At 63.5% G+C, this 24,905-nt stretch carries 24 protein-coding genes; 7 read left to right on the top strand and 17 right to left on the bottom strand.

Annotated elements, in window-relative coordinates; genetic code table 11:
• The 4 genes from ACFQO4_RS11900 to ACFQO4_RS11885 all read right to left on the bottom strand — a co-directional run bounded on the left by ACFQO4_RS11900 (position 1) and on the right by ACFQO4_RS11885 (position 3,126).
• Positions 1-1,473, bottom strand: a complete 1,473-nt coding sequence (locus ACFQO4_RS11900) for an MATE family efflux transporter (RefSeq protein ID WP_500261114.1) — start codon at positions 1,471-1,473, stop codon at positions 1-3.
• The gene (locus tag ACFQO4_RS11895) at positions 1,470-2,126 is read right to left on the bottom strand and encodes a TetR/AcrR family transcriptional regulator (protein WP_500261113.1); all 657 of its coding nucleotides are present in this window, start codon (positions 2,124-2,126) and stop codon (positions 1,470-1,472) included. The genes ACFQO4_RS11900 and ACFQO4_RS11895 overlap by 4 nt, the downstream gene beginning before the upstream one ends.
• 131 nt (positions 2,127-2,257) lie before the next feature.
• Entirely contained in the window at positions 2,258-2,701 is a 444-nt protein-coding gene (locus ACFQO4_RS11890; RefSeq protein ID WP_500261112.1) for a DUF7112 family protein, read from the bottom strand.
• A gap of 14 nt (positions 2,702-2,715) precedes the next feature.
• A complete protein-coding gene (locus tag ACFQO4_RS11885) occupies positions 2,716-3,126 on the bottom strand; it encodes a 30S ribosomal protein S6e (protein ID WP_500261111.1) in 411 nt (136 codons plus the stop codon).
• Between the two features lie 127 nt (positions 3,127-3,253).
• On the opposite strand from ACFQO4_RS11885, the gene ACFQO4_RS11880 reads away from it, so the two are divergent.
• Entirely contained in the window at positions 3,254-3,583 is a 330-nt protein-coding gene (locus tag ACFQO4_RS11880; RefSeq protein ID WP_312910648.1) for a DUF7130 family rubredoxin-like protein, read from the top strand.
• Between the two features lie 173 nt (positions 3,584-3,756).
• On the opposite strand, the gene ACFQO4_RS11875 is transcribed toward ACFQO4_RS11880, so the two are convergent.
• The 4 genes from ACFQO4_RS11875 to ACFQO4_RS11860 form a co-directional block, all read right to left on the bottom strand.
• A complete protein-coding gene (locus ACFQO4_RS11875) occupies positions 3,757-4,752 on the bottom strand; it encodes a ribonucleotide-diphosphate reductase subunit beta (protein ID WP_500261110.1) in 996 nt (331 codons plus the stop codon).
• Between the two features lie 16 nt (positions 4,753-4,768).
• Positions 4,769-7,210, bottom strand: coding sequence for a ribonucleoside-diphosphate reductase subunit alpha (locus ACFQO4_RS11870; protein WP_500261109.1), 2,442 nt, complete (start codon positions 7,208-7,210; stop codon positions 4,769-4,771).
• 170 nt (positions 7,211-7,380) lie between these two features.
• Positions 7,381-7,911: an acyl-CoA thioesterase gene (locus tag ACFQO4_RS11865; protein ID WP_500261108.1), complete on the bottom strand. Its 531-nt coding sequence runs from the start codon at positions 7,909-7,911 to the stop codon at positions 7,381-7,383.
• A gap of 510 nt (positions 7,912-8,421) precedes the next feature.
• On the bottom strand, positions 8,422-8,901 hold the full coding sequence (locus ACFQO4_RS11860) for an Lrp/AsnC family transcriptional regulator (protein WP_500261107.1): 480 nt from the start codon (positions 8,899-8,901) through the stop codon (positions 8,422-8,424).
• Positions 8,902-9,253: 352 nt separating this feature from the next.
• Here ACFQO4_RS11860 and ACFQO4_RS11855 point away from each other — a divergent pair, with 352 nt between their 5' ends.
• Entirely contained in the window at positions 9,254-10,171 is a 918-nt protein-coding gene (locus ACFQO4_RS11855) for a ketopantoate reductase family protein (protein WP_500261106.1), read from the top strand.
• Here the strand turns inward: ACFQO4_RS11855 and ACFQO4_RS11850 are convergent, their stop codons facing one another.
• On the bottom strand, positions 10,172-10,522 hold the full coding sequence (locus ACFQO4_RS11850) for a NifU family protein (RefSeq protein WP_500261105.1): 351 nt from the start codon (positions 10,520-10,522) through the stop codon (positions 10,172-10,174).
• A 76-nt stretch (positions 10,523-10,598) separates the two neighbouring features.
• Positions 10,599-10,913, bottom strand: a complete 315-nt coding sequence (locus ACFQO4_RS11845) for a DUF5783 family protein (RefSeq protein ID WP_500261104.1) — start codon at positions 10,911-10,913, stop codon at positions 10,599-10,601.
• 269 nt (positions 10,914-11,182) lie between these two features.
• On the opposite strand from ACFQO4_RS11845, the gene ACFQO4_RS11840 reads away from it, so the two are divergent.
• On the top strand, positions 11,183-11,560 hold the full coding sequence (locus ACFQO4_RS11840; RefSeq protein ID WP_500261103.1) for a hypothetical protein: 378 nt from the start codon (positions 11,183-11,185) through the stop codon (positions 11,558-11,560).
• Between the two features lie 90 nt (positions 11,561-11,650).
• On the opposite strand, the gene ACFQO4_RS11835 is transcribed toward ACFQO4_RS11840, so the two are convergent.
• From ACFQO4_RS11835 to ACFQO4_RS11810, 6 genes are all read right to left on the bottom strand, one after another.
• Positions 11,651-12,853 (bottom strand): Cdc6/Cdc18 family protein, encoded by a 1,203-nt coding sequence (locus tag ACFQO4_RS11835; protein WP_500261102.1) that lies wholly within the window; start codon positions 12,851-12,853, stop codon positions 11,651-11,653.
• A 46-nt stretch (positions 12,854-12,899) separates the two neighbouring features.
• Entirely contained in the window at positions 12,900-14,036 is a 1,137-nt protein-coding gene (locus ACFQO4_RS11830; protein WP_500261101.1) for an ABC transporter ATP-binding protein, read from the bottom strand.
• A 2-nt stretch (positions 14,037-14,038) separates the two neighbouring features.
• Positions 14,039-14,911 carry a carbohydrate ABC transporter permease gene (locus tag ACFQO4_RS11825; RefSeq protein WP_500261100.1) on the bottom strand — a complete coding sequence of 291 codons (873 nt, stop codon included), beginning with the start codon at positions 14,909-14,911 and terminating at the stop codon, positions 14,039-14,041.
• A 6-nt stretch (positions 14,912-14,917) separates the two neighbouring features.
• Complete coding sequence (locus ACFQO4_RS11820; protein ID WP_500261099.1) at positions 14,918-15,802, bottom strand: carbohydrate ABC transporter permease; 885 nt, start codon at positions 15,800-15,802, stop codon at positions 14,918-14,920.
• A 27-nt stretch (positions 15,803-15,829) separates the two neighbouring features.
• Positions 15,830-17,068, bottom strand: coding sequence for an ABC transporter substrate-binding protein (locus tag ACFQO4_RS11815; RefSeq protein WP_500261182.1), 1,239 nt, complete (start codon positions 17,066-17,068; stop codon positions 15,830-15,832).
• A 322-nt stretch (positions 17,069-17,390) separates the two neighbouring features.
• Positions 17,391-18,176: an HAD-IIA family hydrolase gene (locus tag ACFQO4_RS11810; protein ID WP_500261098.1), complete on the bottom strand. Its 786-nt coding sequence runs from the start codon at positions 18,174-18,176 to the stop codon at positions 17,391-17,393.
• A 260-nt stretch (positions 18,177-18,436) separates the two neighbouring features.
• Here ACFQO4_RS11810 and ACFQO4_RS11805 point away from each other — a divergent pair, with 260 nt between their 5' ends.
• Positions 18,437-19,273 (top strand): glycerophosphodiester phosphodiesterase, encoded by an 837-nt coding sequence (locus ACFQO4_RS11805; RefSeq protein ID WP_500261097.1) that lies wholly within the window; start codon positions 18,437-18,439, stop codon positions 19,271-19,273.
• Between the two features lie 952 nt (positions 19,274-20,225).
• The gene (locus ACFQO4_RS11800; RefSeq protein ID WP_500261096.1) at positions 20,226-20,981 is read left to right on the top strand and encodes a CehA/McbA family metallohydrolase; all 756 of its coding nucleotides are present in this window, start codon (positions 20,226-20,228) and stop codon (positions 20,979-20,981) included.
• A 55-nt stretch (positions 20,982-21,036) separates the two neighbouring features.
• Here ACFQO4_RS11800 and recJ read toward each other — a convergent pair whose 3' ends face one another.
• Entirely contained in the window at positions 21,037-22,533 is a 1,497-nt protein-coding gene (gene recJ, locus ACFQO4_RS11795; protein ID WP_500261095.1) for a RecJ family nuclease, read from the bottom strand.
• A 145-nt stretch (positions 22,534-22,678) separates the two neighbouring features.
• Between recJ and ACFQO4_RS11790 the strand changes: the two genes are divergently transcribed.
• Together ACFQO4_RS11790 and pepF are read left to right on the top strand one after the other, a co-directional pair.
• On the top strand, positions 22,679-23,005 hold the full coding sequence (locus tag ACFQO4_RS11790) for a hypothetical protein (protein ID WP_500261094.1): 327 nt from the start codon (positions 22,679-22,681) through the stop codon (positions 23,003-23,005).
• Positions 23,006-23,072: 67 nt separating this feature from the next.
• Positions 23,073-24,866: an oligoendopeptidase F gene (pepF, locus tag ACFQO4_RS11785; RefSeq protein ID WP_500261093.1), complete on the top strand. Its 1,794-nt coding sequence runs from the start codon at positions 23,073-23,075 to the stop codon at positions 24,864-24,866.
• The last annotated feature ends 39 nt before the right edge of the window (positions 24,867-24,905 follow it).

The following is a 24,905-nucleotide window of genomic DNA, read 5'->3' as shown; positions in this document are numbered from 1 at the left end:
TCAATCACCGGCGGGTGCCGACGCGACGTCCTCGGTCACGACGTTGTCGGTCCAGGTCCCGCGCAGGAACCAGACGGCGGTGACGATGGCCGAGAGGACGTACGAGAGGGCGATGGCGTACCAGACGCCGTAGATGCCCAGCCCGAAGTGGAGGATGGCGATCGCCGAGATGGGGATGCGATACATCCAGAGTTCCTGAATCGAGAGGAACATCGCCGCGCGGGTGCTGCCGCTGCCCCGGAGGCCGCCCAGAAGCACCTGGAAGACGCCCATGAAGATGTAGGAGGGCCCCGCGATCAGGATGAACGCGGCGCCGTAGGTGACGACCTGCTCGCTCCCCTCGCCCTGGATGAAGACCGCCGTGATCGGTTCGGCCAGCGGGTACGCGACCGCGACGACGGCGACGAAGATCCCGACGACGACGACGGAACTCAGCTTGACGGCCTTCCAGGCACGGCTCACCTGCTCGGCACCGAGGTTCTGCCCGACGACGGCTTCCGTGCCGCGGGCCAGCCCGAGCGCCGGCAAGAAGAGCAGCGAGGAGAGCCGGTTGGCGATCCCGTAGGCCGCGACCGCGTCGGTTCCGGCGATGGCCACGAGCGCCGTCAGCAGGGCGATCCCCGAGGAGCGAAAGCCTTGCTCGGTCGCGATGGGCCCGCCGATCTCGAGGATCTTCTTGACCGTCGGCAGCTCGAGGCGAAGGTCCGCGAGGGTCGGCTCGAGCCCGACTCGGCCCGAAAAGAGCAGGTAGAGGCCGACGAGGGCGGCGACACCGCGGGAGAAAACCGTCGCCACCGCGGCGCCCTCGACGCCGAAGCCGGCGAAGCCGGTCTGTGCGTAGAGCGTCGACTCGAGACCGGTCGCGCCAATCCAGGCGAAGAGCGGGTTGTCGACGAATCCCAGGATGAGGATGGGGTCCAGGACGACGTTCATCGTCACGCTGAGCGCCATCAGGTACATCGGCGTCCGGGTGTCGCCCCAGCCTCGCGAGAGGGCGTCGAAGATGAAGAACCAGAACATGAAACCGACGCTGACGAAGATGATCCGGGTGTAGTTGACCGCGTAGGTGTAAGCGGCGGTGCCCGGTTCGGCGCCCACCAGCTGGATCAGCCAGGGCGAGAGCGCGAAGCCGAGTGCGCCGAAGACGAAGCCGACGACGGTCACGAACGAGAGCGTCTGTCCGGCGACGTGGTGCGACCGCCGAAAGTCCTTCGCGCCCTTGTACTGAGAGACGAGGACGGTCCCCGCGGCGGTGAGGCCGCCCCCGATACTCACCATCAGGAAGACGATGGCCCAGGAATACGAAAGCGCGGCGACGGCGTCGCTCCCGAGGCGACCGACCCAGAAGGTGTCCGCGAGGTTGTAACCCACCTGCAGGAGTTGTGAGAAGACGATGGGGGCCGACAGCACGAGGAGGGGCTTGAACAGGTCGCCGTCCGTGACGTTGACCGATCGATCGCGTTTTCGACTCATTCGGGGGCATCACCGGCCGCCGCGTCCGCGGCCTCGAGCGAGACGGTCCCTCGCTCGGGGAAGGATTCGCCCTCGACGAGCAGGTCCGCGACGACGACGTTGGCGATGCCCGACCGCACCTCTTCGAGATAAGCGTCCCGGTCCATCGTCAGCTGCCGGATGCGCGCGCCGTCGAGGGCGGCGATCAGCACCGTCGCCGTCTCCGCGGGATCGTGGTCGCGAAAGACGCCGGCCTCGAGGCCGTCCTGGAGAATTCCCTCGAACGCCGCCCGGAGCGCATCGTCGCTGCGCCGGAGGTGCGCCTGGAACCGCTCGTCGTAGGGGGCTTGGGCGCGCAATTCGAGCATCGCTGTGTGGAAGGATGCGCGCTCGTCGTCGTCGGGGTCGTAGAGGAACCAGTCGACGAGCGCCGCGAGGCGTTCGACCGGCGATAGCTCCTGGCTGGCCGCGAGGCGGTCGTCGAAGTGCTCGAGCAGGAAGTCGAAAAATGCCGAGATGATGTCGTCTTTGGAGTCGTAGTGATAGAACAGCAGGGACTTGCTCTTGTCCGTCTGGTCGGCGATAGCCTGTGTGGTGAGCTCGGTGTAGCCGTGTTCGCACAGGGCCTCGTAGGTCGCCGTCATAATTTCGTCGCGGGCGCTCTCGTCGGTCACTAACTAACCGGTTAGTCAGCAAGCTACAAGGGGGTTTCGGTTCGAAACGATCTAGAATCGTCGAACTCGTTACCGTGGCCGCGTTCGACCCGTCGCTACGCTCGACCCACCACCACGCTCACCCAACGGCGCTACTGGTCCTCGAGCCCCTTCGCAATGTCCTGCAGGCTCGCAGACGGCGGTTCGTGGGCCTCGTAGACGGCAGTTTCACCGGGTGCGCGAACGCCGTAGAGGAAGTCGGGTTCGACGACGTCGAGCAGGACCGACCCGCCGCGGCGAGCGCCGTGGTCGTCGATCCAGTCGGGCAGGGCGTCGACGCCGTCACGCGGATCCCGCGCCTGGTCCGGCGTCTCGTAGAGGCCAGGGACGATCAGTTCGTCGCCGGTCAGACCGCGATCGACTCGGCCGAAGTGCTCGGTTCCCTCGAGGACGAACCGGACGACCTCACCCGCCTGATCGGGAAAGTGTCCCGTCTCGTCGCCGGGGATTTCGATGCGAACGCCGGTAGCGGTCTCCGCCAGCGTCGCTCGAACCGTCTTGACGCTCGGGTTGTCACTCGAAATTCGGTCGGGCATAGAAGCGAGGGGGATTACTCGTCGTCTCCGTCCTCGTCGGCCTCGAGGCCCAGTAGGCTCTCGACGCTCTCGGAGCCGCGCTCGGTGATCGTCGTGTTGATCTGGGCGGTTTCGTCAGAGATCTCGCGTCCGCGAGCGGTGATCCGGCGGCGCTCGCCGTCGCGGCCGGGATTGTAGCCCGTCTGGCGTTCGTTCATCAGGACTTCCTGGAGCCGGGAGCCCGCGACCGTCTCGTTGTGCGGGCGGCCCGCGTTGTCCGAGCCACCGGTGATCTCGAGCGTGTAGCCGTCGAGGCCGACGGCGCTCCCGTCGACCTCCTGGCCGATCTCTTTGCCGATGAATCGGTTCGCGTCCTGACCCTCCGCCTCGAGCTGGTGGGCGAGCCCCGATTCGGGGTCGCCGACGACGACAGTGAAACTTGCCATGGGCGGGCAAAAACGGTCTGCGGTGAAAAATACGTCGATCGACCGTTTCTCGGGACCGGGCGTATCGTTGGCGAGCCACGATGGTGGGCGTTGTGGTTTTATGCCCGTACTCGTGGGAGCCTCACCCATGGGAGAAACACCGGCTAGAGAGGGCGACGAAGAAGCCGTCGAGGACGTCCACGAGGTTCAGTTCGGCCAGGCCGTCTACGGCGAAGACGGGGAGAAACTCGGAACCGTCCGCGGATTCGACCTCGGCGGCTTCTTCGTCACGACCCGGGAGGGTGTCGAGGCGATGAGCGTCGAACACGCGCGCTCGGGCCACGAGTTCGGCGAAGCCGAGTTGATGTGGCGCTGTACCGAGTGCGGCGAGATGGGGGCGATCGACGAGGGCCTTCCCGACACCTGTCCGAACTGTGGCACCGAGAAGGAGAACCTGATGTACTGGACGGAGGATTGATAACTGGAGGCTGGAGAACTGACGGCCAAACGGTCAAACGGAAGAGTGAGACCGATCTGTCGCTCGAGCCACCTCTTCGGGGTCAATTCACCGCTCCGACTCGAGCCACCGTTCCGACCTGAGGTCGGCCTCCAGCAGGTGACCAGAGCCGTTCCGACCGGGTGGTGGGCGGGCTACTCCCACTCGAGACTGGCGCCGCTGCGGTACTCGGTCACCTGCGTCTCGAAGAAGTTCTTCTCCTTGTTCAGATCGACCTGTTCGGAGAGCCACGGGAAGGGGTTCTCGACCCCGTACTGGGCCGGCAGGCCGAGCTGCTCGAGGCGGCGGTCGGCGACGTGTTCGACGTACGTTGCGAACTGGTCGGGCCCCATACCCAGTATCTCGTCGGGACAGGCCTCGTGAGCGTAGACGCGCTCTAACTCGACGGCCTGGGTGATCAGGTCGATTACCTCCTCGCCGAAGCTGTCAGTCCAGGCGCCGGGGTGTTCTCTGCGGAGCTGATCGATCAGATCGACGCCGAAGCCGACGTGGAGCGATTCGTCTCGCATGATGTACTCGAACTGCTGGCCGACGCCGACCAGTTTCTGCTGGCGCTTGAGCCCGAGCATCATGGCGAAGCCAGCGTAGAAGAAGATGCCCTCCATGATGACGTAGAAGCCGATGAGGTCCCGGAGAAATTCCCGCAGGTCGTCGTCGGTGTCGATGGTAAACGTGGGTCGATCGATGGCTCTCGTCAGATCGACGACGAAGGCGTCTTTCTCCTCAATCGCCGGAATCCGGTCGTACATCCCGTAGAGGTACTCCGGATCGAATCCCAGCGAGTCACAGCAGTAGATGAAGGTATCCGTGTGAATCGCCTCCTCGTAGGCCTGGCGCAGGAGGTACTGTCGGCACTCGGGGGCGGTCACGTACTCGTACAGCGCGAGGACGATGTTGTTTGCCGTGAGCGACTCCGCCGTCGAGAAGAAGCCGAGGTTCCACTCGACGAGTTGTCGCTCGGCCGCGGAGAGTTCGTCACCGTTCCACTGCGTGACGTCGTCCTGCATCGGAATCTCGGCGGGAACCCAGTTGTTGTCGACGCCGGCTTCGTAGTACGCTCGCGCCCAGTCGTACTCGATGGGGAGGATCTTGTTCGGGTCGTGTTCGCTGTCGGTGTTGATGAGTGTCATTGTCGGTGGGTACGGGTTACTGACAGGCCTCACAGGTCGGATCGTCGAGGGAGGGGAGGTCATCCTCGGCGCTCGAGCCGTCGTCGTCGCCGGGGCCCAATTTGCTCCCTCTATCCTCCCGCTCGCTACGGTGCTGGGTCTTCCCGTATTCGGCCATGTCGAGGGTCGACTTCTCGATCTGGGAGGCGCCGAGCGTGCGCAGGTAGTACGTCGTTTTCAGCCCCAGTTCCCAGGCCGTTTTGTACACGTCGTCGAGCAACGTGCCGTCGGTCGACGGGAAGAAGACGTTGTGAGAAACCGACTGGTCGATCCACGTCTGGCGGTGGGCGGTCAGCCGAAGCTGGTGGCGCGGATCGATCTCGAACGCACCCCGGTACAGCGCTTTGAGGTCGTCGGGAACCGCGTCGAGCTCCTGGACGGAGCCGTCGTGATACTTGAGCAGATCGACGAGGTCGTCGTCCCAGCACCCTCGCTCTCGCAGGTCCTCGACCAGGTGTTCGTTGACGATCGTAAAATCACCCGACATATTCGACTTCACGTAGAGGTTCGAGTACATCGGTTCGATCGACGGCGTCGTCCCGTTGATCGTCGAGATGGTCGCCGTCGGCGCGATCGCCATCGTGTTCGAGTTTCGCATGCCGTGTTCGGCGACGTGCTCGCGGACGGTCTCCCACTCGAGGGTCTCCTCGCGATCGGTCGGAATCGCCCGGCCGCGTTCGGCCTCGAGGCGGTCGACGGTATCCTGGGGCAGGAGACCGCGGTCCCACTTCGATCCCTCGTAGGACGGATACGTCCCTCGTTCGGCGGCGAGTCTCGAGGAGTTCTGTATAGCGTGATACGATACAAATTCCTGCCAGCGGTTCGCTTTCTCGACGGCGGCCTCGCTGCCTATCGGGACTCCCAGGTCCATCAGCGCGTCGTGAAACCCCATCGTACCCAGACCGACCGGGCGATGACGGCGGTTCGAGCGCTCGGCCGCGTCGGTCGGGTAGAAACACAGGTCGACGACGTTGTCGAGCATCCGCATCGCGGTTTCGATCGTCGAGGCGAGGTGCTCGCGGTCGAGTTCGCCGTCCGCGACGTGGGTCGCGAAGTTGACGCTCCCGAGGTTGCACACGGCGTGTTCGTCGGCGCTCGTGTTCAGCGTGATCTCCGTACAGAGGTTCGAGGAGTGGACGGTACCGACGTGGTCCTGTGGAGAGCGGACGTTACACGGGTCCTTGAACGTCAGCCACGGGTGGCCGGTTTCGAACACGCGGGTGAGCAACTGCCGCCAGAGCGACTCGGCGTCGACGCGCTCGTACTGGCGGAGTTCGCCTGCGTCGGCCAGGCGCTCGTACTCTCGATATCGCTCCTCGAACGCCGCGCCCGAGCAGTCGTGCAGGTCGGCCACCTCGTCGGGACTGAACAGCGTCCACTCGCCACCGTCCTGGACGCGCTTGACGAAGAGGTCCGGGATCCACGCGGCCGTGTTCATGTCTGGGGTCCGCCGTCGCTCGTCGCCGGTGTTGCGCTTGAGGTCGACGAAGGCGGGAAAGTCGAGGTGCCAGCACGCTAGGTAGGCACAGGCCGCTCCACGACGTTTTCCGGAGCGGTTGATCGCCGCCGTCACGTCGTTGCTGATCCGGAGGAAGGGGACGACGCCAGTCGACTCGACGCCGGTCGACTCGATCAACGCACCTTCGGCCCGAACGTTCGTCCAGTCGTTGCCCAGGCCGCCGCTCCACTTCGAGAGTTGGGCGTGGTGTTTGTAGGCGTCGAAGATCCCCTCGAGGTCGTCCGGAACGGTCGTCAGGTAACACGAAGAGAGCTGTGGATGGGCTGTGCCGCTGTGAAAGAGCGTCGGCGTTGACGGCGTGAACTCGAGTTTCGAGAGCACCTCGTAGAATTCTATCGCCCGCTTCTGCGGATCGTCCTCCTCGAGGGCGAGGCCCATCGCTACTCGCATCCAGAACGCTTGCGGTAACTCCAGTGGCTCACCTCCCTGTTCGATTCGAAGGACGTACCGCTGGACGAGCGTCTCCATCGCCATGTACTCGAGGTTCCCGTCCCGGTCGAGGTCGAGCGCCTCGGCGAGTGCCTCGAGGTCGAATCGCTCGAGCAGTCGACCGTCGAGACGGTCCGCGTCGACCGCCCGCTCGAGGTTGGTCACGAACGTCGCCCGATAGGCCCGGTCGAATTCGTCCCCGGAGACGTCCGCGCCGAGGACGGTTCGGTAGTACCGGTGTCGGGCGACCGTTCCGGCGATACGATCGAACGCGGGATCGCGCTCGATTCGGGCCGTGAGCGCCTGGATGACGGCCTCGTATTGCTCGTCGACCGTCGCTCCCTCGTAGCGGGAGCGATCGATCGCGTCGAGAAGCGATTCGTCCGCGAGCAGCGACGGCCCGTCGGCAGGCTGTGCGCGTTCGAGAATCGAACGGACGTCTGGAATCGATGTCTGCGTGTGGTAGCTCATTGGTGGGTTCGTAGTTCGTTGCGGAACGACGGCACCCGAAACCGGCAGCGTCGCCACTGTCGACGTGGTGCGTGGTTCCTTCGAGTCCGCGTCGCCTCCGCAGTACCGGTATCCGACCGGACTCACATAAACGCTTCCCAATGAGATTGCAGTAGTGAAAGTTTATTTGTTTATCTGCTCCCTCGGCCTTCGCCGTCGGTGGATTCCTCGAGTTCGTGCGCGAGTTCCCGGCGCCGGGAGCGACGCGCCTCGAGTGCCCGGTCGCGAAGGTCAGCTTCGGCAGTCGTGGGACACCGAAGCGCCGGCACGGCCGTCGGCGTTTCCGACTCGTCGAGTGCGATGAAGGTGAAAAACGAGGTCGCCGTCTCGTTCGTTTCGCCGTGCTGGGGGCGCTCGGCACGGACGTCGACTCGAACGTCCATGCTGGTCACTCCCGTGTCGAATACGTAGCCGGTCACGGTCACGATGTCGCCGAGTTCGATCGGCGCGATGAAGTCGACGTGGTCCATCGCGGCCGTCACTACCTGTCGTCGGGCGAACCGTCTGCCGGCGATCGCGCCACAGATGTCCATCCAGTGGAGCACGGCCCCGCCGAGCGCACGCTCGAGGTTGTTCGTCTCGTTGGGCATCAGAATCTCGCTCACTTCGGTGTAGGACGTCTGGAGGGACCTCGCCTCGCTCACGGACCGCTCGCGGTTCATATGGCGTTCTAGAGTCTCGTTCCACTAATGCCTATCTAATTTGCACTACTACAAGTTGACTTTATTTCTGTGGGTGGAGCTTCGACGCTGACAATGATCGTCCACACTCGAACGTCCCCCGTATACCGGTACGCGATGCCTCGAGACGACAAATTCCGTGTTCACACCGGAACTCAGTCCCGCCGCCGGTAGTAGGCGAGAAACTGGACCCCACAGCTACGGCAATTGACCCAGACTTTTCCCCCCGCGTTCGCGTCGTCGTCCACGACTTCACTATTCTTCGGTACGATCGCGAACGCCGTTTCGTTGCACTCTGGGCACGATACTGACTTTCCGGTGGGGGTGTCGCTCACGGTTTCACCTGTTGCCGAATCTATGTGTGCTTTTCTCCCTCGCGTATAAGTACGTGTTGGGAATTTTCTAACCCGGCCAACGTACCCTCCTTTCGAAACGACTATCAGAAAAGCGTCCAGGCTCCGCTCGTCTCGACGGACGGCGTCTCTGGTTCGATCAGCGGTCGTCTGCCAGTTCCAGTCCGCGCACGTACTCGAAGGGACGCGTGTACTCGGCCCGGATGAGGTTCTCGTCGTTGATCTCCAGCGCGAGGTCGTCGAGTTGTTCGGCGACGTGGGTGATGTCCGCATCCTCGGCGCCGACCGCCTTGATGTGGAGGTTCTCCTGGCCGGTCATTAGTTCTGTCACTTCGACGACCTGTGGGAGCGCCAGTGCCTCTTCAGCCACGGCGGACCGCTCGCTGATCCGGGCCGTACAGGTGAAGTGGAAGTAGAGTCGAAGCCCGGTCGACTGGTAATCGATAGCCGTCGTGTAGCCGGTGATGATCCCCTCTTCCTCTAATCGACCCATCCGGTTGTGAACGGTGTTGTCGGAGACCCCGATCTCCTCGGCCAGACTGGTCGCCTTGTATCGCGCGTTTTCCTGTAACAGGTCGAGCAACTGTCTGTCCGTTTCGTCGAGCGGGCACCACGCCATACTCGGTATCTCCTTTCTCTGCCAAAATTATTTCCGATCTTTCCTCCTATTCGCATCTCTGCATAGATATCTCCTATTTTAAGAAGAATAGTAAAAAATCTCTAATTTGAATCCACTCCTCTTAAGTGCGACTCGAGATCGATGAGAAAATCAATTATCTCCGCCGTCTCAGTTCGAGAGTCAACCCAGGAACGGTAGCACGCCTCATCTCGATCCACGTGTCGACGGTGACCGCCGGCACGCCAGCGTGGACTGAGGCGCTGCCCGGCGAACCGGCCAGCTCCTCTCCTGCGGAGTACTGCCGTGAAGCCGGAAGCGAACCGCTTTACCCCTTCCTCGAGCCATCTCCGCTATGGACATCGTCGTCTTCGGCGCCGGCAGTCTGGGCAGCCTCGTCGGCGGCCTGCTCGCGCGCGCCCACGACGTCACGCTCGTCGCTCGAGAGCCACACGCGAGCGTCGTCGCCGAGGAAGGCCTCCAGATTGCGGGCGCCCTCGAGGAGACTACCTATCCGGCTGCGAGGACCGACGGCGTCGACCTCGAGGCCGATCTCGCCGTTGTCACGGTCAAATCATCCGCCACCGAAGACGCCGCCCGAACCCTCGCGACGGGTGCGTTCGGGGCCGCCCTCTCGCTGCAAAACGGTATGGGTAACGAGGAGACGCTCGCCGAGCACCTGGCGTGTCCGGTCCTCGCGGGGACGGCGACGTACGGAGCGATTCTCGAGAAACCCGGCGTCGTCACCTGCACCGGTCTCGGAGAGATCGTCCTCGGCGCTCGAGACGGCGGCCCATCGTCGGTCGCCGACGCGGTCGGCGAGGCCTTCTCGCGGGCGGGACTCGAGACGGTCGTCTCGTCGTCGATGCCACACCGGTTGTGGGAGAAACTGGCCGTCAACGCCGCGATCAATCCCGTGACGGCGCTCGGCGACGCGCCGAACGGGGCCGTCCTGGAGGACCCCCTCCGTGACCTGTCGCGGGCCGCGGCGCGAGAGACGGCTCGACTCGCCCGCGTGAACGGAGTCTCGCTCGCCAACCGGCAGGCGCTCGCCGCGCTCGAGTCGGTCGCGACGACGACGGCGACGAACACGTCGTCGATGCGCCAGGACGTTCGCGCCGGAAAACGGACGGAGATCGACGCGATAAACGGCTACGTCTGTGACCGGGCCACCGCGTGCGGTCTCGCCGTTCCGACGAACCGGACGCTCGCGGCGCTCGTGCGGGCGTGGGAACGAGAAACGCTTGACGGGAGTAGTTACGACGCGACGTAATCAGAACGGGGCCTGCGGCCCTTCGTCGTCCTCGCCGTCGTCGACGGTCTCGCCGGGGAACGAGGGGCTCATGCCGGCGCCACCGCCGCCGTCCATACCCGTACCTGCGTGGACCTTCGTGACTTCAGGAATCTCCTTGACCATCCGACTCTTGATCGCCTGGATCGTCATCGGGGAGATGCCACAACCGCTGCAGGCACCGCCGAGCTGGATGTACACCTCGCCGGTCTCGCGGTCGATCTCCTGGATGGCCGCGCTCCCGCCGTGCATCTGAATCTGTGGGAAGTTCCGTCGCAGGAAGTTCGCCACGCGCTCTTCGAGGTCGTCGCCTTCCTGGGTCTCTGTACTCATACTCACTCGTTGGGCGTCGGCCTCCCTAAACCTTCCGTCGACAGTGTTCGGCCAGCCTTTGGGCTCCGGTCCGGTTTCACACGTTGAAGACGCGCTCGAGTTCCGTCTCGATGGCCTCGACGTGAGCCTCGAGCACCGTCTCGAACCGTTCCCGGTCGACGACGACGCCGGTGATCCGGTCGTAGGGGTCGTCGGGGAGTTCGATCCAGAAGCCGTCCTCTTCGTCGTAAAAGGGCTCGCTTTCGTTGAGCACCTGCTGGTCGATCGCGTGGACGAGCGAGGAGTCGTAGCGCTCGTTGATGCGGCTGAACGCGTTCTTGTAGGCCTGCTGGAGTTCGGGGAAGTAGTGGACGTACTTGTCCTCGAACTTCGCCGGGTCGAACTCGGTCATACCCAGGCAGTTGGGACTCGAGGGTATAGTACTCGTTGAATCCGTTCGTCCGTCTACGAACACGAAAGCGGGGCTGGCGCCGGCCGTTTTGCCCGCCGTTTCGAACCGGTCTTTCCCGAGGAGGACTCCCGAGACGACAACCAAACGATCCGACGAAGCTTCACCTGGATCGACTCTCAAAAAACACGATACGGCATGGGGCTCCTATTAAGGGTGGTTACTTACGCAAGCCCAATCCACTCGTAAGGCAGTGGCCTCCCATCGGCTGTATGTCACTGGACCACCACCCCATCCCACACGAAGCGTTGCCGCCAGGATGGGGGCCGGCCACCGTCAGCGACGGCCGGTTCGTCTACCGCCGCCACGAGCCATTCCTCGAGATTCTCGCCGAGCAGACCGACGGAGATCAGGCGAATCCACGGCTCGGCCTCGGCCGGTGCTGGAAACTCCAGCTTCGCCACCAGATCGGTGAACTCGAGGTCACCGAATCGATCGGTCACGTCTCGACGAAACGCGCAGCGCTCGACGGCTTGCTCGAGTGCCTGCACCGAATCCACGACACCGTCGAGACGCCCGACGATCCAATCGCCGTCCAGGCGGTGCTCGACGAGATCGAGCTCGGTGACACTGTTCCAGGCCCGAAGTAAGTATCGACGGTCCTCTCTTTCTTCGAGACGAGAATTCCGCCGTTCTGTCGAGAAGGGTGTCACCGTATTTCGAGACGCAATTCCGCGACTTCAGCCGTGGGTACTTGACTCGCTTCTCCCCTCGTACAATCGAGCGAACGTCGCCAGCGGGAATCGTGTCTCGAGTCGACTCGGCGGCCGACCGCGTCCGCTCGTCTCGCCGGGATCGCTGTCGACGCGCCGGAGGATCCCGCAGTCGGCGAGTTCGTACAGAATTCGCTCGATTGTCGACGCTCGGAGGTCGACCGACGGGTGCCTGGCGAGAGTTTCGGCGACGCTGGTGACTGACTGATTTCCATCGGTCGGAACGGCCGTCAACCCGTAGAGGAGCGTCTGGCGCTCGTCAGAGAGGGAAAACACGCAAGCGAGGGAGGTACACGGGTCGGGAATGGAATCGATCGCCACGTCGAGGTGGTCGCTCGAGATGACGGTCTGGCCCGCCTCGTGTGCGACCATCGCGGCCTCGAAGACGGCCGTGAGCGCGTCGTGTGCGTCGCCGTCCGCCCACGCCGCAACTGCATCGAGTTGTTCGTGAGTGATAGACCCGGACGAAAGTCCGGCGTCGACTCGGCTGGTGAGTACGTCGACGAGTGCGTGAGGCCGGTACGCGGGGACCTCGATGTTCCGATCGAAGACGACGTCGAGCGCCTCGGGAACGCGGCGTCCGACGCCGATCCAGACTGCCTCCGGCGCCGCCGTCGCGAGCCAGGATTCGACGTCGACCGTCTCGGGCGCCAGCGAATCCCCGACGTGATCGGTGACGACGACCGTCGGTGGGCTCCGCTCGAGGTGGTCTCGGATTCGCGTTCGCAACGTCTCCGTACTGACCCCATTCGAGGGAACGGACCGCTCGTCGACGAGGCTCCCCAGCAGACACCGGTAGAACGCCCACTCGCTCGAGAGGCCGCGCAAGTCGACGCAGGTGATCAGCGGGAGGGCCACGTCCTGCGTCCTCGTTGCGGTGTAGAGCGCCTCGCTATCGTGTCCGCCCGCTCGTCGAAGCTGTTTCACGACGCGCGAAACGACGGCCGACTTTCCGGCGCCTTTCGGCCCCCAGACGTAGACCGTCGGCGGGAGCGCCCCCGAGAACACGGGATCGATGGCATCGAGGAGGTGTTCGACGACTGGCCCACGTCCCTGAATCTGGACGTTTGCGGGGCAGGTGGTCGGGTCCAGTGCCGACTGGTCGTGAACGACGCTTCTGGCCGATTCCGTTCGTATCCGTCGAGTAATTCGATCGTTGATCGTCGTCATCGGATATCCGATAGTCGCCTCGAGTACACGTTTGGCCGAATCTCGACTACTGGGACGCGACGTTGCTCGTAGCCGTCTTCGAGCCGTCGGAGTGATATCGCGCGGCGCCCGTCTCGGCATCGAAGAGGTGGATACGATCCGAATCGACGCCGAATGTGACGGTGTCACCCGGGTTCAGGGCCGATCGGGCGGCGATCTGGAATTTCAACAACTCGCCCTCGACGTGACCGTGCAGGAGCATCGAATCGCCGAGCGGTTCGGTCACGGACACCGTCGTTCGCACGTAGCTGTCGTCGGTTCCGGTGTCTTCTTCCATGTCTTCCGGCCGGATCCCGAGGCGCAAGTCATCGCCCGCGAGCGCCTCGAGGTCGCCGGTGTCGGGCAACCGGATCCTGACGTCGCCCGAGGCGGAGGTGGCCACGTAGTGGTCGCCCTCGTCGGTCACCGTGACCGGGAGCGTGTTCATCGCTGGACTGCCGATGAACTCGGCAACGAACTGGTTCGCTGGGTAATCGTACAGCACCTGTGGCTCGGCGATCTGCTGGATTTGCCCCTCGTTCATCACGGCGACGCGGTCGCCGAGCGTCATCGCTTCGGTCTGATCGTGGGTGACGTACAGCGTCGTCGTCTCGAGTTCGTCGTGGAGCTGACTCAGTTCCGCGCGCATCTGGATCCGGAGCTTGGCGTCGAGGTTCGACAGCGGCTCGTCCATCAGCAGGTAGTCCGGATCGCGAACCAGCGTTCGGCCGATGGCGACGCGCTGGCGCTCCCCGCCGGAGAGGGCCTTGGGCTTGCGCTCGAGCAGGTCCTCGATGTCGAGGATCGCCGCGGCCTCGGTGACGCGTTGTTCGATCTCCTCGTCGGTGTAGTCGCCGGCGGACTTCATGCCGAAGGTCATGTTCCGCTTGGCGGTCATGTGCGGGTAGAGCGCGTAGTTCTGGAACACCATCGCCACGTTTCGCTCCTTCGGCGGGAGGTTCGTGAGGTCGCGGCCGTTCGCCGTGATCGCCCCCTCGGTGACGGTCTCGAGGCCCGACAACAGGCGAAGCGTGGTCGACTTCCCGCAGCCCGAGGGGCCAACGAGAACGAGGAACTCGCCGTCGTTGATGGTGAGGTCGATCGAGTCGACTGCCGTTACGTCGTCGAATCGTTTGGTGACGTCATTGAGCGTTATCGCTGTCATGGTTACTTCTGTTGGACCCCGAAGGTCTCGAGGAGCGGCTTTCTGAACAGGAGCAGTGCGAGTAGCGGCGGGACGAGCGTAATGATGGCGCCGGCCATGACGATGGCCCACTGCAGTTCGCCGGCCTGGATATCCCCGCGAAGGAGGGTGATTCCGACCTGAGTGACCTGCTGGCTCTGGGAGTTGATAATGACCAGCGGCCAGAGGTACTGGTTCCACGCGTAGATGAACATGATGACGGAGACGCCCGCGAGCATCCCCTTCGACATCGGGATCAGGACGTACGCGAGGAACTTCAGGGGACCGATGCCGTCGAGTTTGGCCTGCTCGACGATCGACTCGGGGATCGAGTAGAAGTGCTGTCGGAGCAGGAAGACCGTCGTCGCGCTCGCGAGGTACGGAATCGTCAGCGCGAGCATGCTGTCGTACCAGCCCAGGTCCGTCACGATGTTGAACAGCGGGACGAACCGCACCGGGACCGGCAACATGAGCGTAAAGAGGATCAGCATGAACATCAGGTTCTTGAAGCGGAACCGGTAGTAGACGATAGCTAGTGCCGCCAGCAAGGAGATGGCGAGTTTCCCGACGACGATGACGATCGACATCACGAAGGAGTTGACCATGTAGATGCCGAAGTTGTAGTCGACCATCACCGTCCGATAGTTCTCGATCAGGTGACTGCCGGGCAAGAGGTCGCTGAAACTGCTGACGATCCCGACGCTCTGGGTGCTGACGACCGCCGCGATCAGGATCGGGAACGCCATCACGAAGACCGAAACCCCGAGAATTGTGTGGATGATCACGCGCTCGAGCGTCAGCCCGTCAACTACCGATCCGAACCGCGATTGTGTCGTCGATTGTGTTTTCGTGCTCACGTGTTGTCACCCATAGTGTGCGTAGCGATCGGAGAAGCGAAGCTGTGCGTACATCAGGATCCCGACGATCAGGAACAGGATCACCGACTGTGCAGAAGCCAGTCCGTGGTTGTTGAACTCGAATGCGTTCCGGTACAGGTCGTAGATCATGATGTTCGTCGCCCCGCTGGGCCCACCCTGGGTGAGGACGTCGATGAACGCGAACGTGCTGAAGAACGCGTAGATCGTGTTCATCACGGCCAGGAAGATGAGCGTCGGGGAGATCAACGGCATGTAGATTCGCACCAGCCGCGTGGTCTTTCCAACGCCGTCGAGGTCCGCTACTTCACCGAGCGCGTCGGGAACGTTGTTCAGCGCGGCGATCATGAAGATCACGTTGTAGCCGATCTGCTTCCAGATGACGGCCGTCGTGACGATGATGAACGCCTGTCGACCATTCGTGAACCAATCGACGTTGATGCCGGTAACCGCCTCGATCGGCGTCGTCAACACTCCCAGACTGGGGTGGATGATGTAAAAGAAGACGATTCCAGCGACCGCCGGCGGGAGCGCGTAGGGCCAGATCGCCGCGATCAGGTACGACGACTGTCCGACGCTCACCTCGTAGATCAGATACGAGATGACGAGCGAGATCGTCATTACGCCGACGATGACGATCGCCGAGAACAGGACTGTAATGCCGATGCTACTGTGGTAGTCACTCGAGGTGAGCAGGTACTGGTAGTTTCCCAGCCCCGTCCAGACCCGGACCGATCCGAACCGGAGCGTCTCGAACAGACTCAGGTGTGCGGCCCGAATCGCCGGGTAGTACAGGAAGACGAGGGAGACGACCAGCGTCGGGAGCAACAACAAATACGCCCCCCACGAACGATTGTATATTTCTCGTGTCATGGTGAAAACGGAAGCCGGTCGCGTCCCTTACTGGCCCGAAACGCGGTCGTAGCGCTCGAGTTCCTCCTCGACGTCCTCTTTCATGCTCGCGAGGCCGTCCTCGACGCTCACGTCACCGGAGAAGATCTCCTGGGAGCGCTCCTGGACTCGCAACTGAACCTCGCGTGCGGGCCCGACGAGCATCCGGAGCGTCGCGGGCGTCGTGTCGGATTCGAGCAGTTGGTCGAACGCCGTCGCGTAGTGGGGGTTGTCCTCGAACCAGCCGTCGTCCTCGAGCTGGCTGATTGCTTCTTGGCGGATTGGGTAGTAACCGCTGCCCTTGTGCCACTCGATCTGGTTTTCGACCGAACTTAGCTCCTCGAGCAAGCCGGCGACTTCCTCCTCGCGCTCGTCGCTCATCTGGTTGCTCACCCACAGTGACGCCCCGCCGATGACCACGCCGGTGCGGTCCTCGGTGGGTGACGGGTGGTAGCCCGTCCCGAGTTCGAACGTGTCGACGTCTTCCTCGTCGATCTCTTCGTTGTCTTCGACGTCGCCCTGGGCGCCCGAAAGGGTCGCCTCGACAGCGGCTGTCGAGTCGAGTTTCATCGCGACCTCACCGGTCAGGAAGGCGCTTCGAGCCTCACCCCAGGCCTCGATGCCGGAGTTGAGGAACAGGTCGTCCTCGTACATTCCCTGCCACCACGACCAGAGGTCGCGAGCGAAGTCGGTGTCCGTATGGATCGTCGTCGGCGAGCCCGCGTGGCCGTTCTCCTCGTCGAGGAGCAGTTCGTCCGCCAGCGAGTAGAACGTCTCGACGAACCAGACGTGGTTGGGCCACGTGATCCCGTAGTTTGCGGCTCCGGAGTCGACGATTGCTTCGGAGTAGTCGCGGACGTCCTCGAGCGTTTCGGGTGGCTGTTCGGGATCGAGACCGGCCTCCTCGAACGCGTCCTTGTTGTAGTAGAGAATCGCGTTCGAGTTGTTGAACGGCATCGAGTTCAGCTGGCCGTCGACGACGAAGAAGTCTTGCACTGCACTGACGAGATCGTCGGTCGGAAAGTCGTCACCGACCAGTTCCGACACCGGCTGGGTCGCCTCGGTGTCGAGCACCTGCTGGTTGTGCAGGCTGTCGATCATGACGACGTCCGGCATTTCGTCGGCCTCGATGGAGCTGAACAGGCTGTTCAGCGTCTCCTCGTAGCTTCCCTGGTACTCCGCCTGGCCGTCGGCACCCTCGTACCCCTCGACCATGTCGTTGAGCAAGTCGCCCGAACCGCCGCCCATCGCGTGCCAGAACGTGAGCTGTTCGTTACCCTCGCTCTCGTCTCCGCCCATTAGATCGCCGAGACACCCCGCGAGGCCGAGTGCACCTGTCGCCGCCGTTCCAGCGAGTACGGATCGCCGTGACTTCTCGTTACTCATAAACAACAATTATGGATCAATCACATTTATAGATTTGGATGATTGTCCTATTTACCTTCCTTCACGGTCAGAAAACCACTACCAGGATCAATTATTTACCGCCGTCGACTCGATGGTCGTAACTACTACTACTGTTCTTTATATATCTCTCGAGATGAGACGGATACTCACTGGTCGGGAATCGTCACTCAAAAACCGTCTCGATCTCCCCGAGCGACTCGAGTACGTATGCCGGTTCGATCGACGACTGCTCGAGGTCTTCGTGGTCAGTCACCCCGGAGAGAACGAGCACCGGGGTCATTCCGGCTCGCTGTCCCATCACCACGTCTGTCTCGAGGCGATCTCCCACGACGAGACACCGCTCAGGATCGACGCCGAGGCGGTCGGCGGCGACCGCGACGGCGATTCTGGAGGGTTTACCGAGGACGCGATCGAGTTCGCGGCCGGTAAGGCCTTCGATCGCGCCGATCATCGCGGCGGCGTCCGGAATCTCCCCGCATTCGACGGGGCAGGTACGGTCGGGGTTGGTCGCGTAGAACGCGGGATTGTTCTCGAACGCGACGAGAGCGTCCCGCAAATCGTCGTAGGAGAAAGTCCGGTCCATCGACGCGAGGACGACGGTGGCCTCGGCGGGGTTGGCCGTGACGGGGACTCCAGCGTCCTCGAGCTCAGCGACGAGGGGGTCTTCGCCGACGACGAACGTTGGTTCGGCTGAGTGCGTCTCGGCCAGGAAGTCGCCGGCAATCGCCGCCGAATTGATCACGTCCTCACGAACGACGTCGATGCCGAACGATCGCAACCGCTCGACGTAGACGGTCCGTCGTTTGATCGGGTTGTTCGTCAAGAAGACAGTCGACACGCCCGCCGCTCGCAGTCGTTCGACCGCAGCTACGGCTCCCTCGAGAGCGCTATCGCCGCGGTACACCGTTCCGTCGAGGTCGATGATCGCTCCCTCGTACCTCGTCTTCATCGTGGTCGCCTTGCGGGCCGGCGAACCCCGTTCTGTTGCCAGTAATTCATTACGAGTACTCTTCTTTTACGAGTAATAATATGTATCTTGTCCGTATCTATGTCTGTCTATATAGGTAACTGTAGACGGACGGAACGAATTCTGCTGGTGTCGGTTCTACGCCCAGCGGCCCGAATTGTGTCTCCGCGGATGAGGACGGCCGGTGCCAGTACTCTCCTGCTCACGCACGTTAATGAGTCTCGGCGACGAATAATCGACCGATGGCTCCCTATCCGCGACGGGCCGTCCTCGGCAAACTGGCGGCAGGGTGCAGCGTCGGAATCGTCGCTGGGAACGTTTCACTGCCCCAGACAGCGTCGCGACGCGGTGACCACCAACCGCGTCTCATCGCCCACCGCGGCTGTACCGACGAAGCTCCTGAGAACACGCTCCCCGCGGTCAGACGGGCTGGTCGGGCCGTCGACGCAGTCGAGGTCGACGTCCGTCGAGCCGGATCGGGCGAACTCGTCGCAATCCACGACGCGACAGTCGATCACGTTACCGGTGCCAGCGGTGCCGTCGACGCCCTCTCCCTGGAGGAATTACAGTCGTTATCGGTCGGTGGGACCGACGCGTCGATTCCGACCCTCGAGTCGCTGTTCGAGGTGGTCCCCGACTCGACCGCCTTCGTGTTCGAACTCAAGACGTCGGGGCTGGTCGACGACGTGCTCTCGCTCGCCGACGATCATCCCCACGAGGTGTTGCTGTCCTCCTTCGACTCTTCCATCGTCGCCGCCGCGACCGACGCGGGAGCGGAAACCGCCCTGATCGTCAGGGAGACCTGGCTCGGCAGGCGGTTTCGTGACGTCGCCGCGAGCGACATCCCTCTCTATCCTCGCCAGCCCGTCAGGGAGTTTCTCGAGACGGCACTGTCCCTCGAGTGTCGGGCGATCCACCCGCGTCTCGAGCTCTGTCTCGAGACTGACCTGGTCGCACGCGCACACGAAAACGGATTACTCGTCGAACCGTGGACGATCACTACTGCCGGTCAAGCGACCGACCTCGCCGCGATCGGCGTCGACGGGCTCATCACCGACCGGTGTACGGCGCTCTTCTGACCGTTCTCGACGGATCGCCGTTTTTCCCTGACGTCACAATTTCTGTATACCGCTATTTGGTTTATTGCCGCTCGAGAGAGGCGTGAGAGTCGAATAGAACTGCCGGCAATTGCATCGTCGACCAGCTCTGTCCGCTCCCCCTCGCTCTAGTGGGTCGCCATAGACGTTCCCCGACTCCGTCACCCACTTCCTCTTTCCGTCCCGATACCGCGCTTTCCTCGGACTCGCTCGAGGAACACTGCGAAACCGACCTGCCCACCTGCGGCAGATTGTGACGGCACGTCCGCCTTCGACATCGCCGCTACAGGGCTCCTCTCGTTATCGCCGACGAATGGTGTCCGTACGAGTCGTCGATTCGGACACAGCAGTTCGCTCGAGTGTCCGTCGGTTTATTGATCGATCTCGACGAGGAATCGAAACAGAACAGTCCGTCCAGGACACCGTCTCCTCGCGCGTGGCACATCAACTGGCCCTCGAGTCCACGACCCCGTCATTCCAAGAGGCTGTTATGCGGCTCGGGTGTGTCGCTATTGCGCTTGAGTCTCTGGCTTCTCTCGTCGATCGACTCCGCTCGGTGACGTTGGAATCAGCATGGTTCGGTGTCTCGCCCCTTTCCCTGTTCTCGAGGCGGCGTTGGGTGCGTCCTCGAGGTGCACAGTATCGACCGCTTTCATGTCCTCGAGCGGGTCCCCTCTGACGGCGGCATTCGAATTTGAGCTGCCAGGTCCAGATAATGCCCGATTTCCGGGCGCTCGAGGAATCTTACGGAGGATATGCTACGAGTACCGATATCCATCATATACTGCATAACGATATATGGAATTAGTCGAACGTGGGTAGTCGGTACACTGGAGCGACACCGGATCGCCGGATATCGGTGTCCTCACCTCTCGGGAGTAGAAAGTTTATAACGCGCAACCGGCTATCTCACACCGAGAGCTACTCTCCTCGTATGTCCGCTCACATCCCCTTCGCTATCGATTTTCACGTCCACTCGGAGACTTCCTACGACGGACACGAGCCCGTCGAGCTCATACTCGAGCACGCGGCAGACATCGGTCTCGACGGCGTCGTCATCACCGACCACGACGAAATCGATGCGTCCATCGAGGCAGCCGAACTCGCCTCGCGCTACGGGCTCGTCGGAATTCCCGGCGTCGAGGTATCGACGGCACAGGGCCACCTCCTCGCGATCGGCGTCGCGGAGCGACCCGAACCGGGCCGGCCGTTCCAGGCGACCGTCGAACGGGTTCGCGAACTCGGCGGCCTCGCCATCGTTCCCCACCCCTTCCAGCGAAGTCGCCACGGGGTTCGACGGCGCCACATCCTCGACGTGGACGCCATCGAAGTGTACAACTCGATGCTCTTTACGGGCTACCAGAACCGTCGTGCACGCCGGTTCGCGCAGCGACGCGAGTACCCGAAGGTCGGCGGTAGCGACGCCCACTATCTCCCGAACGTCGGCCGCGCGTACACCGAGGTGATCGTGACGAGTACCAACGAGGACGTCACCAGGGCGACCATTGACGGCGACCAACTCGTCGACGCCATCCTCGAGGGGAGAACGCGCATCCAGGGGAAACGGACGCCGATCCGAAAGAGCACCGTCCAGTACGCGAAGGGTGCGGTGCGGAAGTCGTCGTACGTGATCACGAAACGAACGCCGCTGATACCGACGGTGCCGGCGTCGATGGATCGCTCACAGTAGCTGTCGGGGTGGAACTCGCGTCAGTTCTCAGCCGTCAGTTACCAGCTATCAGCCATCAGCTATCGCCGAGTTGCTCACCGACGATTTCGTCGGCGCGCTCGACGAACTCCTCTTGCTTCCCTGCGGGTACCGTCGCCCCGGCAGCGACGTCGTGTCCACCGCCGTCCCCGCCGACTGCCCGGGACGCCTCGCCCATCACGACCGAGAGGTCGAGCCCCTTTCTGACGAGGCTGTGGGTCCCGCGGGCGGATACTTTGACCTCCTCGTCGTTCTTGTTCGCAAACGCGAGGATGGGCATGGACCGGCTGATGCCGGCGTTGCCAACGGCCATCCCGGCGACGATGCCGACGATGGTTTCACGGATGCGGTCACCCGCGTCGAACCACTGGACGTGGTCCGCTTTCGTGACGCCCTCCCGCGTCACGAGGTCGATGCCGTTCGAGAGATTGCGACGGTGTTCCCTGAGCAGTTGGCGAGCGCGCTCGAGGGCCTCGTCTCGATCACCGAGACAGACCCCGAGACCCACGTCGGCGCGCTCGTAGCGGGCCGTCGCGTTGAGCAGGGTCGAGAATTCGCTGGCGTCACGGAGTTCGGTGCCGACGGTCTCGGCCGCGAGGACGTAACTCGTGCCCACGAGGTCGTCGATCTTGTGCGCCGGGACGCCGCTCGTGACGGCTTTCTTGACGAGCGCGCTCGCGACGGTCTGTTTCTCCTCGCTCGTGAGATTTGCCCAGCAGCGCCACTCGCCGTCGCGTTTCAACTCGAGGTCGAGGCCGTCCAGGAAGCGGAGCGCGCCGTTGCCGTCGTTCGAGATTCCCGGAATGTTGACGTCGCTTGCGTACTCGAGCAGTTTCGGGAGGGGCCGAGTCTGTTTCCCGTAGAGGGCGAGGTCGGTCGCGGTCTCGAGGACGCCGGCCTCGACGCCCTCGGCGACGATCCTCGCGTTAGCGCCGTGGAGTTCGCCGCTGGAGGCCTGCATGTCGCCGACGGCGCCGACGACGGCCAGCGCGGCGAGGTCTCGGTTGTCCGCTCGCGCGGTGGCGCTGCCGCCGTCCGTTGCCGTCGGCTCTCCCGCCGTTTCGGCCGCCCCAGCCGTTCCTGGCCTCTCGCCTGCTTCCGCGAGCGCCCGGGCGAGGACGTAACTTGCCCCGGCACCCGAGAGTTCGGAGGCGCCGTTGATCCCGAACAGGAGCGGGTTGAGGTGGTAGGTGGTTTCGGCCTCCGCGGGCTGGTGGTGGTCGGCGATGACGGGCGTGAAGTCGCCGGCGTCCTCGTGGTCGGCGATCACGTCGAGTTGGCCGCTCCCGAAGTCGGTGAACAGCACGGTGTCGTAGTCGGTCTCGGCGATTGCCTCGATCGCCTCGGCGTCGAGTTGCTTCTCGAAGACGGTCTCGAAGGGCAGCCCCGCTCGTTCGAGGGCGCTCGCGGCGACTGCGGCGCTCGTCAGTCCGTCGGCGTCGATGTGGGAGGCGAGGAGCACGCGGTCGCACTCGAGCAGGTGCTCGGCGCAGGCGGTGGCGCGTTCCTCGAGGGCGGGGATCGGGCCTGCCATCGTATCGGTTGGTGGTTGGGTCGGCTTCCGGGATAAACCTGCGGGTGGCTCCTCCCCCTGAAGATAATCTCAATGGTGGGCAGCCTCGACCCTCCAGACGCGAGAGTCTCAACGGTTATCACCCGTCCGCCCCTGGTCGCGAACGATGGTACTCTGGCGCGACCTGCTTAGATGGAGCGCGTTCGTCGCGATTGCCGGGGTGACCCTGCTCGTGCCCGCGTTACTCCTCGAGTTCGGTTACACACACGGCCGGTTCGCCCTCCTCGCGGCGCTGGTGCTCTCGGGGTGGGTCGGCGGCTACGGCGTCCACACCGGGCGAACCAGGCCGGCGTACCTGGGCGCACTCGGTCTGGTGATCTTCTCGATCTGGGACGACGTGATTCAGCTCGCGGCGCTCCCGGCCGCGGTGCTGGTCGTTCTCGGGGCGCTCGCGTCGCGGCCCTCGAGCGAGTCGGCAGCCGGCGGCGACTAACGACTGACGGCGGGTATTCGGGGGCGCTTCGATACCCTTTACCACCTTCGTTCCGAAACGTCGTCCCATGAGTTCCGTTCCCACGCGCTCGGAGATCGAGGAGGAGTATACCTGGGATCTCGAGAGCATCTACGCCACCGACGACGACTGGGAGGACGCCTACGAAGCGGCCACGGACCGGGTCGAGGAGCTGGCAGCCTACGAGGGCCAGACGACCGAGGACGCCGAGACGTTACTCGAGATTCTCGAACTGCGCGACCGGCTCATGCGCCAGATCTCGACGATCGCCGCCTACGCCCGGATGCGAAGCGACGAGGACACGACGAACCAGGAGTACCAGGCCCTGAGCGCACGGGCACAGTCGCTGGCCGCCGATGCCCAGTCTGCGGCCTCGTTCATCGAGCCGGAACTGCAGGAACTGACCCGGGAGGACTTCGAAGCCATGGTCGAGGACGAACCCGACCTCGAGACCTACGCCCACTACGTCGACGACGTGTTGCGGATGAAACCGCACACGCGCTCGGCCGAGGTCGAAGCGCTGCTGGCGGACCTGAGCGAGGTCACCGGCGCACCCGGCGAGGTCTACAGCATGCTCTCGAACGCGGACATGGGCTTTCCGACGGTCGAGGACCCGGGCGGCGAACCCGTCGAGATCACCCAGAGCAACTTCGTCAACCTGCTCAAGCGACCCGACCGCGACTTCCGCCAGCGGGTCTACGAGGCCTACTTCGACGAGTGGGAGTCGGTTCGAAACACGGTCGCCGCATCCTACAAGAACAGCGTGAAGGCAGACGTCAAACTCGCCCAGGCCCGAAACTACGAGACCGCCCGCGAGGCCGCCCTCGACGGTCCCAACGTCCCCGTCGAGGTGTACGACACGCTCGTCGACAGCGTCCACGACAACCTCGAGCACCTCCACCGTCACGCCGACCTCAAGCGCGAGGCGCTCGGCGTCGACGAACTCCGAATGTGGGACGTCTACATGCCGCTCACGGGTGAAGAAGGGCCGGACGTCGAGTACGACGACGCCGCCCAGTACGTCGTCGACGCCGTTGCCCCCCTGGGCGAGGAGTACCAGTCCCGCGTCGCGGAGGGCCTGGAGTCACGGTGGGTCGACGTCTACGAGAACGAGGGCAAGCGCACGGGCGCCTACTCCGGGGGTACCTACGACACCCAGCCGTTCATCCTGATGAACTACCAGGACGACGTCGCCTCGATGTACACGCTGGCTCACGAACTCGGCCACTCCATGCACTCGGAACTGACGAAGGACGAACAGCCGTACATCTACTCGAGTTACGAGATTTTCACCGCCGAGGTCGCGAGCACGGTCAACGAGGCCCTGTTGACCCACCACCTGCTCGAGACCGTCGAGGACCCAGAATTCCGCAAGGCTATCCTCAACGAGTTCCTCGAACGGGTGCGCTCGACGCTGTATCGCCAGACGCTCTTCGCCGAGTTCGAACACGAGGCGCACGAACTCGAGGAAGCGGGCGAACCGCTGACGGCCGACCGCCTCGACGAACTGTACGGTGACCTCAAGGCCCAGTACTACGAACCCGCCGAGATGGACGACCGGATTCCCCGCGAGTGGATGCGCATCCCGCACTTCTACCGCGCGTTCTACGTCTACCAGTACTCGACGGGCATCTCCGCGGCGCTCGCCATCGCCGACGACATCGTCGAGAACGGTGCCGACGCGGCCGAGGATTACCTCGCGTTCCTCCGTCGGGGTTCCCGGGAGTACCCCCTCGAGTTGCTCGAGATTGCCGGCGTCGACATGCGTTCCTCGGAGCCGATCGACCGGGCGCTGTCGACCTACCGTGACCGCTTAGAGGAACTGGACGCCCTGCTCGAGTGAAGGCGTCGGGGTAGCGACTCTGGTTTGCCGATCGATCCG

This window comes from Saliphagus sp. GCM10025334 (assembly GCF_042663485.1).
Classification (GTDB): domain Archaea; phylum Halobacteriota; class Halobacteria; order Halobacteriales; family Natrialbaceae; genus Natronosalvus.
The sequence above is the reverse complement of the archived record's forward strand: the minus strand, read 5'-3'. Positions and strand labels throughout refer to the sequence as shown.